General features: G+C 59.7%; 9 protein-coding genes and 2 pseudogenes. 2 read left to right on the top strand and 9 right to left on the bottom strand.

Translation table 11 applies throughout. The annotated features are described in order from the left end of the window. Positions 1-130 precede the first annotated feature (130 nt). The 8 genes and pseudogenes from SD70_RS05275 to pyrR form a co-directional block, all read right to left on the bottom strand. Positions 131-1024: a polysaccharide deacetylase family protein gene (locus SD70_RS05275; RefSeq protein ID WP_041046317.1), complete on the bottom strand. Its 894-nt coding sequence runs from the start codon at positions 1022-1024 to the stop codon at positions 131-133. 1071 nt (positions 1025-2095) lie between these two features. Continuing rightward, positions 2096-2755 carry an orotate phosphoribosyltransferase gene (pyrE, locus tag SD70_RS05270; RefSeq protein WP_041046315.1) on the bottom strand — a complete coding sequence of 220 codons (660 nt, stop codon included), beginning with the start codon at positions 2753-2755 and terminating at the stop codon, positions 2096-2098. Further along, a pseudogene (gene pyrF / locus SD70_RS05265) lies at positions 2752-3494 on the bottom strand (orotidine-5'-phosphate decarboxylase). The gene pyrE and the pseudogene pyrF overlap by 4 nt, the downstream one beginning before the upstream one ends. A 25-nt stretch (positions 3495-3519) precedes the next feature. After that, positions 3520-6729, bottom strand: a complete 3210-nt coding sequence (carB, locus tag SD70_RS05260; RefSeq protein WP_041046313.1) for a carbamoyl-phosphate synthase large subunit — start codon at positions 6727-6729, stop codon at positions 3520-3522. Next, positions 6716-7897 (bottom strand): glutamine-hydrolyzing carbamoyl-phosphate synthase small subunit, encoded by a 1182-nt coding sequence (gene carA / locus SD70_RS05255; protein WP_041046311.1) that lies wholly within the window; start codon positions 7895-7897, stop codon positions 6716-6718. The genes carB and carA overlap by 14 nt, the downstream gene beginning before the upstream one ends. Positions 7898-7988: 91 nt before the next feature. After that, the gene (locus SD70_RS05250; RefSeq protein ID WP_052487071.1) at positions 7989-9272 is read right to left on the bottom strand and encodes a dihydroorotase; all 1284 of its coding nucleotides are present in this window, start codon (positions 9270-9272) and stop codon (positions 7989-7991) included. 49 nt (positions 9273-9321) lie between these two features. After that, positions 9322-10227 carry an aspartate carbamoyltransferase catalytic subunit gene (locus SD70_RS05245; RefSeq protein ID WP_041046309.1) on the bottom strand — a complete coding sequence of 302 codons (906 nt, stop codon included), beginning with the start codon at positions 10225-10227 and terminating at the stop codon, positions 9322-9324. Next, positions 10227-10780, bottom strand: a pseudogene (gene pyrR, locus SD70_RS05240) (bifunctional pyr operon transcriptional regulator/uracil phosphoribosyltransferase PyrR). Before pyrR ends, SD70_RS05245 begins: the two are co-directional and overlap by 1 nt. 371 nt (positions 10781-11151) lie before the next feature. Between pyrR and dapD the strand changes: the two are divergent. Next, positions 11152-11862, top strand: coding sequence for a 2,3,4,5-tetrahydropyridine-2,6-dicarboxylate N-acetyltransferase (gene dapD / locus SD70_RS05235; protein ID WP_041046307.1), 711 nt, complete (start codon positions 11152-11154; stop codon positions 11860-11862). 274 nt (positions 11863-12136) lie between these two features. Next, on the top strand, positions 12137-13270 hold the full coding sequence (locus SD70_RS05230; protein ID WP_041046305.1) for an N-acetyldiaminopimelate deacetylase: 1134 nt from the start codon (positions 12137-12139) through the stop codon (positions 13268-13270). 463 nt (positions 13271-13733) lie between these two features. Here the strand turns inward: SD70_RS05230 and SD70_RS05225 are convergent, their stop codons facing one another. Further along, positions 13734-14888 (bottom strand): aminotransferase A, encoded by a 1155-nt coding sequence (locus SD70_RS05225; RefSeq protein WP_041046381.1) that lies wholly within the window; start codon positions 14886-14888, stop codon positions 13734-13736. Positions 14889-14933: the final 45 nt, after the last annotated feature.

Below are 14933 nucleotides of genomic sequence, written 5' to 3'. Positions count from 1 at the left end.
GATCGCTTTCATACAGCGGCTATGGGGAACGGTGCAGAACGTTTCCTGCGATTTTGAACGGATTTCACGGTATTTCTCGCAGAAGTTGCATAAGGGAAACATTTGTGCGGAATCGTGTCGAATATATCGCTTAGCGCAGCGATCTTTGCAAGTCCCTCACCTGCCGCCACGAAATCAGCTTGATCTGTTCCCGTTCAAACAGCCTTTTGAACTCGGGATCGAGGAACAGCCTGTACTCCATTGCCCTTTTTGCCGCGTGGGGCATGGCGGCTCTCCCCGCGCCGGCCGCGGCGGGATGAATGACGATTTGCGTGACGCCCGGCCCGGCGTTGCTGATTGCCCGGATCATGGCGCTCTTAAACCGTTCGTACGTCTCGTCGGCTTCCAGCTCGTACGGGAGCGCGATCAGATCGTCGATCAGCATAATGCCGCGCCGGCGCGCCGATTCGATCCTTTTGCGGAACAGCTCCCGCTGCTCCAGGGTGAAATACGGCTGCTGCACCGCCCGCGTCGGTAACAAAAACGGCAGCCCGTACTTCTCGCACAGCTCGAACACGACCTCCAGAAAGTCTCGACCGGTCCGCAAGCCCAAAACGGTTCCGGCATGGCTGTCGAGATGCGTCGGGTCGATGCCCATCGCGAGGGCGAGCCGGATTTGCGCCTCCAATTCCAGCTTCACTTGATCGGGATCGGCCTCCCGTTCGACCGCCAACGCGTCGCGGGGCAGCAATCCTTCCTCTGTCGTCAAACTGTCCAGGCGGAAACGTCGAAAAACCGGCCGGCACTCCACCTGCTCGGTGCTTGTTAACGTCAAGTGGATGCCCGTACTGGCCTGCGGGCAGCTCCGGCATAATTTTGCCGCTTCCCGCGCCGAAGGGCACGGCATCATGATTGAAGCGGAAGTGATGGCACTGCTGCGGAACAAGTCGATAATGGCTGCGTTGGCGGCTGGGGAAAGTCCGAAATCGTCTGCGTTAATGATGAGTAACCGGGCATTCGAATCGAAGCCGAGGCATTCTATCATAATATAGTCCTCCCTAAAAAATATTGGACAAAAAAGGCCGTACGGTCTGCTTCACAGCCAACCCGCAGCGCCTCATTACCGGTGAGTCAAGCCACTGCGGCAATAAGTTGGCGCCCTAGGGCTCCTTCGAATTCGGGTCTTGGTCTCGATCAAGCCCTACTGATTAAATAACGCCCGTGTTCGCTAATCAGAGACTTTGCAGACGCTGAATTTGAGCCAAAATAAAGCATTTGGTCGTTACCGCCTCAAAGGTCGCTCCATGCGAATGTTCGTCGCTATTTATGGACCTTTGGGTCCCTACACCTTCATTTCGTCAAATCGTCGCTTAACAGCGTCCCGCAAGACGTTATATAGCGAACTGAGTCTTAAAATAGAGCACCCCTGCCTGCCCGCTTACGACGACTTTATGACAAGCGCGGTTACGTTAGCGGAATAAGCCTAAGCATAGTCGCGGCTTCTGCGTAGTGACGCTGATGCAGCAACAAAGCCGATCGGCTTGCCGGCTTCACCGCAACCTGCATAGCTTATTGCCGGCGAGTCCGGCCCATCCCGGAGCATTTTCGAAGGCGAGCGGCTTTCAAGTATTACGTTCTTTGAAAAGTGTAACTACACGCTATCGGAACAGAATTTTGGCCGCTGGTAGGTAACGGACTACAGGTACGTTATCTGGACAAAACGGTGGATTTTCTGGCTGCAGCGAACATAGGGTACGCTATTTCTGGAAAATCTGCCCTACCGCCTACATGACGCAGCAGATAACGGATTTTGTGTCCGCTACAACGTATATATAAGTAAAAAAACGAAAATAACGGATTCTGCGTCCGTTCGAAGACGCTTTCCGCAAAAGGACTTCTTCATTACCTGAAGTCCCGGGCGCTGGAATGAACACTAATTTAGGATAGTTATACTAGATTTGTATGGCGGTCCTCGCTTCGCATACCCCTTCCTCAAAACAAGAAAAAACGATCCTCTGGCCGCGACGCGTCGCACTGCCGAAGGATCGTTTTTGACTTGAAGTAGGTTCGGATGGAGCACCGCAAAAGCATCCGTGCCCATTTCATGTTATTCGCGTTACACTTGAGCGCCGTAGGCGGCCGGGTTGGCCCGCCATGCTTGCAGCAGCTCCAGGTCTTCGCTGCGGATCGCGCCTTGCTCGGCTGCGACTTCGAGCAGCGTCGGGTAGTCGGACAGCGTATGGAGCGGCATGCCCGCTTCCGCGAACGCCGACGTCGCTTTGTCCAGCTTGTAGGAGAAAATCGCCAGCACGCCGAGCGCCTGAGCGCCCGCCTCGTTCACGGCCAGCGCCGCCTTGAGCGAGCTGCCGCCCGTGGAGATGAGGTCCTCGATGACGACGACTTTTTGCCCGGGCTTCACTACGCCCTCAATCAAGTTTTCTTTGCCGTGTCCCTTCGCCTTATCGCGCACGTAAATCATCGGCAAGTTCAGCTTTTGCGCTACCCAGGCGGCGTGCGGGATGCCCGCCGTCGCCGTACCGGCGATGACTTCCGCCTCCGGATGATGGGCGCGGATGAGCTGCACGAAGCCGTCCGCGATTTGCTCGCGGATGTCGGGGTGCGACATGGTGAGCCGGTTGTCGCAGTAGATCGGCGATTTCAGCCCGGACGTCCAGGTGAACGGTTGATGAGGCCGCAGCGCTACAGCTTCAATGCGCAGCAGCGAGGCGGCAATCGTGCGGGATAACTGCTCCAGATTCGAGTTTTGCGAATTCATAGGGCGATATCTTCCTTTCGGATGGATTCGATGATCGCTTCCAGCGCGGCGCGCGGATCGGGCGCCCCCGTAATCGGACGGCCGATAACGAGATAGTCGGACCCTTGGCGAAGCGCGGCGGCCGGCGTCAGCACTCGCGACTGGTCGCCGAGGTCCGCTCCTGCGGGGCGGATGCCCGGCGTCACGGCGACGAAGCCGGCGCCCAGCTCGCGCTTGAGCGTAACAACTTCAAGCGCCGAGGCGACGACGCCGTCCAGGCCGGCCTCCTGCGCGAGCCGCGCATAGCGCAGAACCGCGTCTTCGACGGTACCGGGGATGCCGATTTCGGCGTTGAGCGTACTTTGGCTCGTGCTCGTCAGCTGCGTTACGGCGATGACGAGCGGCTTCGCTCCGCCGCCTCCGGCCAGCGCCTTGTCGACGCCTTCCAGCGCCGCTCCATCATCGCCTTGCCGCCGGCGGCATGCACGTTGAACATGTCGACGCCAAGCCGGGTGACGCTTTCCGCGCCGCCCTTCACCGTGTTCGGGATGTCGTGCATTTTCACGTCGAGAAAGACGCGATAGCCCCGCTCCTTGAGCCCGTGCACAAAATGTGGGCCTGCAGCGTAAAACAGCTGCATGCCCACTTTCAAATAGCACGGAACGCCTTGGAGCGACGCGATCAGCGACTCGGCCGCGGCGGCGTCCGGATAATCGAGCGCCACCATAATGCGGCTGGCGATATCGTTTCGGTCGTTCATCGCTTTCGTTCCTCCCGCATTAGGCTCAAGCGTGCGCCGGCATAGCCCGCGACGAGAAGTTGACGGAATCGAGCATGTACAGAAGCGCCCGCACCGTATCGAGCGACGTCAAGCAGACGACGCCGTTTTCGACCGCCTCGCGGCGGATGCGGAAACCGTCGCGCTCCGGCTCTTTCCCTTTCGTCAGCGTGTTGACGACGATTTGCGCTTCGCCGGTACGGATCAGGTCGAGAATGTTCGGCGAACCTTCGCTCAGCTTGTTTACATGAGTGACGCGCAAGCCCGCATCCTCGAGCGCTCTCGCTGTGCCGCCCGTCGCCACGACCTTGTAGCCGAGGCGGGTGAAGCCGGTCATGAGCTCGACGGCTTCCTGCTTGTCTTTATCCGCAACCGTCACGATGATGTTGCCGGTCGGCGGGATTTTCATGCCTGCACCGATAAGCCCTTTGTACAGAGCTTTCGCGTACGTCATGTCGCGCCCCATCACTTCGCCGGTCGACTTCATCTCCGGGCCGAGCGTCGTGTCGACGCGGCGCAGCTTGGCGAAGGAGAATACCGGCACTTTGACGGACACATGGTCGTCCTCGCGCCACAGTCCCGTCTCGTAGCCCATGTCCTTCAGCTTCTCGCCCATAATGGCGCGCGTCGCGACGTTCGCCATCGGAATGTTCGTCACCTTGCTCAGGAACGGCACCGTCCGCGAAGAGCGCGGGTTGACCTCGATCACGTACACCTCATCCTGGAAAATGACGAACTGGATGTTGACGAGACCGACGACGCGCAGCTCGCGCGCAATCCGGATCGTAACGTCGACAATCTTCTGCTTGATCTCGGCAGACAGCGACTGCGGCGGGTACACGGCGATCGAGTCGCCGGAGTGGACCCCGGCCCGCTCGACGTGCTCCATGATGCCGGGAATGAGCACCGTTTCCTTGTCGCAAATCGCATCGACTTCGACTTCTTTGCCAAGCATGTAGCGGTCGATCAGCACCGGGTGCTCCGGATTGATCTTTACCGCGTATTCCATATAGCTGAGCAGCTCTTCGTCGGAGTAGACGATTTCCATAGCGCGGCCGCCGAGCACGTACGACGGGCGCACGAGCACCGGGTAACCGAACTTGGCCGCAGTCCCTACCGCTTCGTCCACCGACGTCACCGTTCCGCCCGGAGGCTGGGCGATGTTCAGCTTGCGCAGCAGCGCTTCGAATTTTTTACGATCCTCGGCCGTATCGATGCTTTCCAGGTCGGAGCCGAGAATGCGTACTCCGGCGCGGGAGAGCGGCGCGGCGAGGTTAATCGCCGTCTGGCCGCCGAACTGGACGATGACTCCGATCGGCTGTTCGCGCTCGATCACGTTCATCACGTCTTCGAAAAACAGCGGTTCAAAGTACAGGCGGTCCGACGTATTGAAGTCGGTCGAAACCGTCTCCGGGTTGTTGTTAATGATGACCGCTTCATAACCGGCGGCTTGGATCGCCCATACGGCGTGCACGGTCGAGTAGTCGAACTCGATGCCTTGCCCGATGCGGATCGGACCGGAACCGAGGACGACGACTTTTTGCTTGCCCGTTTCGAGCACTTCGTCTTCGGTTTCGTACGTCGAGTAGTAATAGGGCGTCGTCGCTTCGAATTCGGCCGCGCACGTGTCGACCATTTTGTATACCGGCTTCAAGCCATGCTGCATTCGCAGCGTCCGGACATCCGGCTCGGCCGTGTAATCCGCAGCCCCCGCTGCGCTCCGCAGTTCGGCGATGGCACGGTCGGTAAACCCTAGCCGCTTCGCTTCGTACAGCAGCTCAGTCGTGAGCGGCTGCGCGCCGATCTTGCTCTCGAACGCGACGAGACCTTCCAGCTTGTGCAAAAACCACCAGTCGATCTTCGTCAGCTCCTGCAGCTGCTCCAAAGAATAGCCGCGGCGGTACGCTTCGGCGATTAGGAAGATGCGCTCGTCGTCAGGCTTGGCCAGCCGCAGCTTGAGCGTCTCGTCGTCGAGCGCTACTGCGTCTTTCAAGTAAAGGCGGTGAACGCCGATTTCCAGCGAGCGGATCGCTTTATGGATCGATTCTTCGAACGTGCGGCCGATGGCCATCACTTCGCCGGTTGCCTTCATCTGCGTGCCGAGCTTGCGGTTTGCGCTCGTGAACTTGTCGAACGGCCAGCGCGGAATTTTGCTTACAATATAATCGAGCGTCGGCTCGAAGCAGGCGTACGTTTGCCCGGTGACCGGGTTTTTCAGCTCGTCGAGCGTATAGCCGATGGCGATTTTGGCGGCCATTTTGGCGATCGGGTAGCCCGTCGCTTTCGAGGCGAGCGCCGAGGAACGGCTGACGCGCGGATTCACTTCGATCACATAGTATTGGTAGCTGTACGGATCGAGCGCGAACTGAACGTTGCAGCCGCCTTCGATGTTGAGCGCGCGGATGATTTTGATCGCCGCCGAGCGCAGCATTTGGTACTCGCGGTCGGACAGCGTCTGGCTCGGCGCGACGACGATGGAATCGCCCGTATGCACGCCGACCGGGTCGAAGTTCTCCATGTTGCAGACGACGATGCAGTTGTCGTTAGCGTCGCGCATCACTTCGTATTCGACTTCCTTCATGCCGGCGATGCTTTTCTCGACGAGGCATTGGCCGATCGGGCTGTAGCGGATGCCGGACGAAACGATCTCGACCAGTTCCTCGTCCGTGTTGCAGATGCCGCCGCCAGTGCCGCCCAGCGTATACGCCGGACGAACAATGATCGGGTAACCGATCTGGTTGGCAAAATCGACTGCCTGCGCCACCGTCGTCACGATCACGCTCTCCGGCACCGGCTGCTCCAGCTCGCGCATCAGCTCGCGGAACAGATCGCGGTCTTCCGCCTTTTCGATCGCGGTCAGCTGCGTGCCGAGCAGCTTCACGTTTTCCCGCTCCAGCACGCCCGCCCGCGCCAGCTCGACCGCCATGTTGAGGCCCGTCTGGCCGCCGAGCGTCGGGAGCAAGCCGTCCGGCCGCTCCGTGCGGATAATTTGCGTGACAAAGTCGAGCGTGATCGGTTCGATATATACTTTGTCGGCCATGTTCGTATCGGTCATGATCGTCGCCGGGTTGGAGTTGATCAGCACGACCTCCATGCCTTCTTCTTTGAGCGCTTGGCACGCCTGGGTGCCGGCATAGTCGAATTCCGCTGCCTGGCCGATGACGATCGGACCGGAGCCGATGACGAGTATTTTTTTCAGGTCTTTATTTTTGGGCATACTGCAGCTCTCCTTTCCGATTGTCTGCCGCTCCTGTACCGGCGCTTTCCCGCCACGCCGCCTGCATTTGCGCCTGGCGCGGCAGCTGCGGGTTGGCCAGCTTGTGGCTGCGGATCATGTCCAGGAATTCGTCGAACAGGTAGGACGAATCGAACGGCCCGGGAGCCGCCTCCGGATGGTACTGCACGGAGAAAGCCGCATGCTGTTTATGGCGCAGCCCTTCGATCGTGCCGTCGTTATTGTTGATGTGCGTCACTTCTAGCTCCGTGCCGGCGATCGACTCTTCGACGACCGTGTAGCCGTGGTTTTGCGAAGTGATGTAGCAGCGGCCGGACAGCAGGTCCTTCACCGGATGGTTGCCGCCGCGGTGACCGAATTTCAGCTTGCCGGTATCGGCGCCGCACGCGAGGGCGAACAGTTGGTGGCCGAGGCAAATGCCGAAGACCGGCACTTTGCCGAGCAGACGGCGAACCGTCTCAACGGCATGCGGGACGTCTTTCGGATCGCCGGGGCCGTTCGACAGCAGCACGCCGTCCGGCGACAAGCGCAAAATTTGATCCGCCGTTGCGTCCTGCGGCTCGACGACGACGTCGCAGCCCCGCTTCGACAAGTCGCGGATAATGCCGCTCTTGGCGCCGTAATCGATGAGCACGATGCGTTCCTTCGTCCCCGGCGCACTGAACACGCTTTTCGTCGAGACGCGGGACACTTGATCGGTCATGAGCGGAGTCGCTTGTAACTGCTCCATCAGCTCCTCTGCGCGCTTGTCGGACGTCGTCAGCAGCCCTTTCATCGTGCCGTGATGGCGAATGCGCCGCGTCAGCATGCGCGTGTCGATGTCGCTGATGCCGATGATGCCATACTCCTTGAGGAGACTGTCGAGCGTAAACTCGGCGCGCCAGTTGCTCGGCGCCAGCTCGTGCTGCCGCACGACGAAGCCGTGGATGAACGGCCGCACCGACTCGAAGTCGTCGCGCGTAATGCCGTAATTGCCGATGAGCGGATACGTCATCGTCACGATTTGCCCGCAGTACGACGGGTCGGACAGCACCTCCTGATAGCCTGTAATCCCTGTATTGAACACAACCTCGCCGACGGAATCGCCCGTAGCGCCGAACGCCTTCCCCGTAAAGATCGTGCCGTCTTCCAGCAGCAGCCTTGCCTGCATCGTCTTCAGCTCCTTTACTATCCTTGTGTCTGTTTAAGCCAGCTTTGTATGTGTGAAAAATTTTTTGAGCCCGGCGCCAAGCCGCGCTATGTTACTCCGCCCATACGACCTTGCCGCCGAACATCGTCAGCACCGGCCAGCCGTACAGCATCCAGCCGCCGAACGGCGTATTTTTGCTCTTGGACAAGAACGTCTCCGGCTGAACCGCACGTTCCGTCTCCAGATCGATGATCGCGATATCCGCAGCAGCGCCCTCTTCCAGCCTTCCGTACGGCAGGCCGAACACGTCCGCCGGCTTTTCCGTCATCCGCTCGATCAGAAACCGCAGCGACCAGCGCCCTGTCCGCACAAATTTCGTGTACAGGAGCGGGAACGCCGTTTCGAAGCCGACGATGCCGAACGGCGCGAGCTGCATCCCTTTCGCCTTTTCCTCGGCGGCGTGCGGCGCGTGGTCGGTGACGACGATGTCGATCGTGCCGTCCTCGATCCCTTCGATGACCGCCTGCACGTCGCGCGGGGTGCGCAGCGGCGGGTTCATTTTCCAGTTGGCGTCAAGCCCCGGAATGTCTTCGTCCGATAAAATCAGATGGTGCGGGCACACTTCCGCCGTCACCTGCAGCCCGAGCCGTTTTGCCTGACGGATGAGGCGCACCGACTGCTCGGTCGATACGTGGCACACATGGTAATGAACCCCCGTCGCCTCCGCCAGCAAAATGTCGCGCCCGACGTGGATCGCCTCGGACTCGTTCGGGATCCCTTTCAGCCCGTGCTTTCGGGCGAAAGCCCCGTCCGTCACCGGCGCGCCTTCGACCAGCGTATTGTCTTCGCAGTGCGCCACGATCGGCAGTCCGAGCGACGCCGCGAGTGCCATCGCGTCCTTCATCATTTGCGCGCTTTGCACGCCGACGCCGTCGTCCGTAAAGCCGATGGCGCCCGCTTCTTTCAGCGTGGCAAAATCGGTGAGCTCGCGGCCCAGCTCGTTTTTCGTGATGCAGCCGTAAGGCAGCACGCGTACGACGCCTTCGCCGGCCGCTTTATCCAGCACATACTTTACTGTACTGACCGTATCGATGACCGGGCGCGTGTTCGGCATGCAGGCGATCGTCGTGAACCCGCCTTTCGCCGCCGAACGCGTTCCGGTCGCGATTGTCTCTTTATGCTCGAAGCCGGGCTCGCGCAAGTGCACGTGCATGTCGATCAGCCCGGCCGTCACCAGCTTGCCGCCAGCGTCGATCGTCTCGTGCCCCGCCGTCTGCGGTAGCCCCTGGCCGGCGTCCACGATGCGGGCGATCTTTCCGCCCTCGATGAGAAGATGCTGATGTACATGGCCTTCGCGTCCGACCGTAAGTCCATCAAATCCAAGTTCCCACTGCACAGCCTCCGTCTATTTGTATTTTCACCGCTGCGTCCGTTTCCGGCGCGCCCTAGCTTGTCAGTACGCGCTCGATGACCGCCATCCGGATCGGTACGCCGTGCTCCATTTGCGTGAAAATTTTGCTGCGGCCGCATTCCACCAGCTCGTCGTCGATCTCCACGCCGCGGTTTACCGGCGCCGGGTGCATAATGATCGCATGCGGCTTCATGCGGGCCGCGCGCTCTGCGGTCAGGCCGTATTGCTCGCGGTAATCTTCAGCCGAGCGGATCAGCCCTTTGTCGTGGCGCTCCAGCTGGACGCGCAGCATCATAACGATGTCGGCTTGCAGCGCCTCGTCCATCGTGACGAAAGGAGCGTAATGTTCAAGCTCGGGAGCCTGCATCGTATCCGGCGCGCAGAAGGCGACGTTGGCCCCCATCGCCGTCAGCCCCCACAAGTTCGAGCGCGCGACCCGGCTGTGCTTAATATCGCCGATAATCGATACGGTCAGCCCCTTGATTTCGCCGAAATGTTTGCGCATCGTGTACAGATCGAGCAGCGCCTGCGTCGGATGCTCGTTGTTGCCGTCGCCGGCGTTGACGAGCGCAACGTTCAGCTTGCCTGCCAGCTCTTCGAGCACCCCGGTAGGCTTCAGCCGGATGACCGCCGCATCGATGCCGATCGATTCGAGCGTGCGCATCGTATCGTAGATCGATTCGCCCTTCTGCACGCTCGATTCCGCCGCCGAGAAGTTCAGCACCTCCGCGCCGAGCCGCTTTTCCGCCATTTCGAACGAGAAGCGGGTGCGGGTGCTGTTCTCGAAAAACGTGTTGGCGACGAACTTGCCGCGCAAAGCGTCCGACACTTTCGGCTGCCGCTCCCAGTAGGCCGCGCGATCGAGAATGTCTGCGATGTCTTGCCTGTCCATGCCCTTTAGCCCGAGCAAATGCTTCGACTTCACGCTAATAGCTCCCATCACGCATTCCCCCTGTTTTGGATGATGACGACGCCGTCCTGGCCGTCTACTTCCGTAAGCTGTACGATGATGCGCTCCTGCTTGGAGGTCGGTACGTTTTTGCCGACGTAGTCGGGGCGGATCGGCAGTTCGCGGTGGCCGCGGTCGACGAGCACGGCCAGCTGGATGAGCTGCGGCCGGCCGAGGTCGATCAAGGCGTCGAGCGCCGCCCGCACCGTCCTGCCCGTATACAGCACGTCGTCGAACAGAATAATTTTTTTGTCGTGGATATCGATCGTGCCGCCTTTCGGCACCGCCTCGACCGATTTGGCGCGCGCCCGGTCGTCGCGGTATGACGTAATGTCGAGTTCGCCGACAGGCACCGATACGCCTTCGATGTCCCGGATCCGCTCGGCCACCCGCTGCGCAAGGTAAATGCCGCGCGTGCGGATGCCGATCAGCATGCAGTTGTCCACGCCTTTATTTTTTTCCAGGATTTCGTGGGCAATCCTCGTTACGCCCGGCGCACGGCCATGTCGTCTAGAATGAGACGCTGTTCCTCGGTCAAACTCATGCTGCCTCCCTCCGTTCGCTTCGTATTGACGCCAGCTCCAGCAAAAAGCCCCTTGTCCGTCGGACAAGGGGCGCGCTTGCGTCGCTGTGCAGCTTCGTGCCGGCATGCGGCTTCCCCGCTTATGTGCAGGTAGGCGCAAGCCGACTCGCATATCTGCGCGTCTCGCGCGCAGACCGGGTCGCTGCGTTTCGTCACCTTGTCAGCCTCTCTGGACTGAGTTTAAAGGCTCTTTTGTTATTACTAGCGATTATGACACTTTCGACAAAAGATGTCAATAGGGCCGTTTCGAAGACTGGCAGCATTGGCTCCGGGCCGATGTTCTGGTAATATAGATGAGGTTAAACCTACCACCGAAGGAGCTGAACGGATCGATGAGTGAAATGAATACGATGGAAATTATCCAGTTCATTCGCGACAGCAAGAAGAAAACCCCAGTGAAAGTGTATGTGAAAGGCAATCTCGAGGCAATCGATTTCGGCGATAGCATCCAATCGTTCGTCTCCGGCAAAAGCGGCGTCCTGTTCGGTGAATGGTCGGACATTCAGCGCCTGCTGGACGAGCATAAAGCGAACATCGAAGATTACGTCGTCGAAGCGGACCGCCGCAATTCGGCCATTCCGCTGCTCGATCTGAAGCCGATCAACGCCCGCATCGAGCCCGGCGCGATTATCCGCGATAAAGTCCATATCGGCGACAACGCCGTCATTATGATGGGCGCTCTGATCAACATCGGCGCATCCGTCGGCGAAGGCACGATGATCGATATGAACGCCATTCTCGGCGGACGAGCCCAAGTCGGCAAAATGTGCCACATCGGCGCCGGCGCCGTCGTTGCCGGCGTGATCGAGCCGCCTTCCGCACAGCCTTGCGTCATTGAAGACGACGTGCTTGTCGGCGCCAACGCCGTTATTCTCGAGGGCGTGCGCATCGGCCAGGGCGCCGTCGTCGCCGCAGGCGCAATCGTAACGCAGGACGTCGAGCCTTATACGGTCGTGGCCGGAGCTCCGGCGCGCGTCATCAAAAAGGTTGACGACAAGACGAAATCGAAGACGGAAATTTTGGCCGACCTGCGCAAGCTGTAGTACGCAGCGCCGTGGCCGCTCATTGGCGGGACTTTTCAGGCTGCCCGGGAAAGCGGGCTGCGCTGCGGAATGGGAATGTGGATTTGCGGCTTCGTTCAACTCGTGTTCCAATGAATTCGAAGATAACGAGTTCAAAGGCTAATGCTTGCATAGCGAGTTTTGCTACGCAAAACTTGTAGCTCCTAGACCCGCATTCCCATCCTCCGCTCAGCCTTTTTTGGGCAGCCTGATTGTTCCGTCTAACTCAACAACAGGAAAGGAGCGGGACCCGCACGTGATTAGCCCATTCGTAGAGCTGCGCCGCCGGCTGCATCAAATACCGGAGCCAGGCTTTCAGGAATTCAAAACGCAGCGGCTGCTCTTGGACGAGCTGGCGAAGCTGCCCCAGGAGCGGCTGGCGATCCGCACGTGGCGCACCGGCATACTTGTCCGCATCGCCGGCACCCAGCCGTCGCGCCGCTTCGGCTACCGCACCGACATGGACGGGCTGCCAATCGCCGAACAGACGACGCTGCCGTTCCCTTCCACGCATCCCGGCTACATGCATGCATGCGGCCACGATATGCACATGGCGATCGCGATGGGGATCGTTACCGAATTTGCTTCGACCCCGATGAAGGACGACCTCATCGTGCTGTTTCAGCCGGCGGAAGAAGGTCCGGGCGGGGCATTGCCGATGCTTGGCGCTGACGAACTGCAGGACTGGATGCCGGAGCAGATCGTCGGGCTGCACATTGCGCCCGAGTATCCCGTAGGCACGGTCGCCACGAAGCCCGGCATTTTGTTCGCCAATACGTCCGAGCTGTTCATCGACTTGACCGGCAAAGGCGGACATGCCGCATACCCGCATCGGGCCAACGATATGGTCGTCGCCGCGGCGCAGCTTGTCGGCCAGCTGCAGACGATCGTCGCCCGCAACGTCGATCCGCTCGATTCCGCCGTCATTACCGTCGGCAAAATCGAGGGCGGCACGAAGCAAAACATCATCGCCGAGACTGCTCGCCTGGAAGGCACGATCCGCACGCTTTCGGCGCAGTCGATGGAGCTTGTCAAAGGCCGCATCGAAGCGATCGTGCGGGGCATCGAGCAGTCGTTCGAATGCAAGGCGGCGATCGACTACGGCTCAAACTACCGGCAAGTGTACAACGATCCGGCGCTTACCGGCGAATTCATGGACTGGCTGCGCGGCGAGAACGAGTACACGGGCGTTAGGCTCGTAGAATGCACCGAGGCGATGACCGGCGAAGATTTCGGTTACTTCCTCGAGCGCATTCCCGGCTTTATGTTCTGGTTCGGCGTCGACACGCCGTACGGCCTGCACCATTCCCGCATCGAGCCAAACGAAGACGCCATCGAGGCGGCGATTTCGACTGTCACCCGCTACTTGCGCTGGAAATCGGGCGAGTAAGTGGTTTCGAAACGGGACAGTGTTCAAATGATCGCAATGAACTGATGCAATCTCAATCAAAATAAAACCAGGTTCGCTAATCAGAGTCTTTACGTACGCTGATTTTGCGCCAAAATGAACAAATGGCCGATTAGCGCCCCAAAGTTCGCTCCATGCGAATTTTCGTCGCTATTCATAGAACAATCGGTCTTGTATGTTCCTTCCGTCACATTGGCGCCTAATACGCCCGGCACGACGCTGTTTAGCGAACCCCATCGTTAATTACAGAGCCCCCCCCTGCCTGTTGCCAAGATCAATTGCCTAGCCATCCGCTTACCCGCAGCGGCATCGGCAGCGCGAATGGGAACAGCTAAAACTTGACCGAGAGAGCCATGAAAACGGCACGCCCTCCAAACCGCGGAGGACGTGCCGTTTTTCATGAATGAAGCTATGATCGGAAGAGTCTCTTCACAAAGAAACCTGGTTACAGCTTCCGCACAAACTTTTCCAGCCTGTCCAGCGCTTGCTCCAGCACGCTCTCGGCATACGCGTACGAAATCCGGATATACCCTTCGCCGTAAGGCGTGAACGCATCCCCGGGCACGACGGCCACTTTCTCTTCCTCGAGCAGCCGGTAGGCGAATTCCTCGGAGCTCAGCCCGTATCCGGCAATGGACGGGAACACGTAAAACGCTCCGGACGGCTTCTCGGCTTCGAGTCCCATCGCCTGCAGCCGTTCCAGCACGTAGTGGCGGCGCTTCACATAAGCGGCGCGCATCGGCAAAGCGTCGTCAGCGCCGTTCGTCAACGCCTCGAGCGCGGCGTATTGGCTGACCGAGCTGGCGCAAGTAACGTTATACTGGTGCACCTTGACCATGTGCTGCGTGAGTGCGGCCGGCGCGAACGTGAACCCGATCCGCCACCCCGTCATCGCATGCGATTTGGACAAGCCGTTAATGACGATCGTCTTCTCCCGCATTTTCCCAATCGTGGCAATGGAGCGGTGCGGCGCACCGTAGACGAGCTCGCTGTAAATTTCGTCGGACAGCACGAACAGCTCGCGATCCGCGAGCAGCTCCGCCAAAGCGCGCAGCTCATTTTCCTCCAGCGTTTGTCCCGTCGGATTGGACGGGTAACACAGGATGACACAGCGCGTCCGCTCCGTCAAATGCGGCTCCAGCAGCTCGGCAGTCAGCTTGAACCCGCTCTCGCGCGTATCGACATAGACCGGCACGCCTCCGGCAAGCCGGATAAGCGGCTCATAGCCGGGGTAGACCGGCGCCGGCAGCACGACTTCCGCGCCCGGCGTCACGATCGTGCGCAGCACGATGTCGACCGCTTCGCTTGCCCCGACGGTGACGATAACCTCGTCCTCGCCGCGGTAATCCAGTCCGTACTTGCTCCGCACGAACTGCGCCGCGGCTTGCCGCAGCTCCAAAATGCCGGGATTGGGCGTATATACGGTCCGCTGCGCGTCAAGCGCCCGCTTCCCCGCTTCCACGATATGCGCCGGCGTCGGAAAATCCGGCTGCCCGATCGTGAGCGTCAGCGCCCCCGGCATGCCCGCTACTTTGTTCGAAATTTTGCGGATGCCCGATATTTGAATATCTTTCACCTGCGGATTGATGAGATGCTCCATGCTCATGACCGTTCCTCTCTCCCATTTCGGCCAGTCTACCCGCTG

The organism is Gordoniibacillus kamchatkensis (assembly GCF_000829455.1).
Lineage (GTDB): Bacteria > Bacillota > Bacilli > Paenibacillales > NBRC-103111 > Gordoniibacillus > Gordoniibacillus kamchatkensis.
This window is presented reverse-complemented; position numbering and strand designations above follow the sequence as displayed.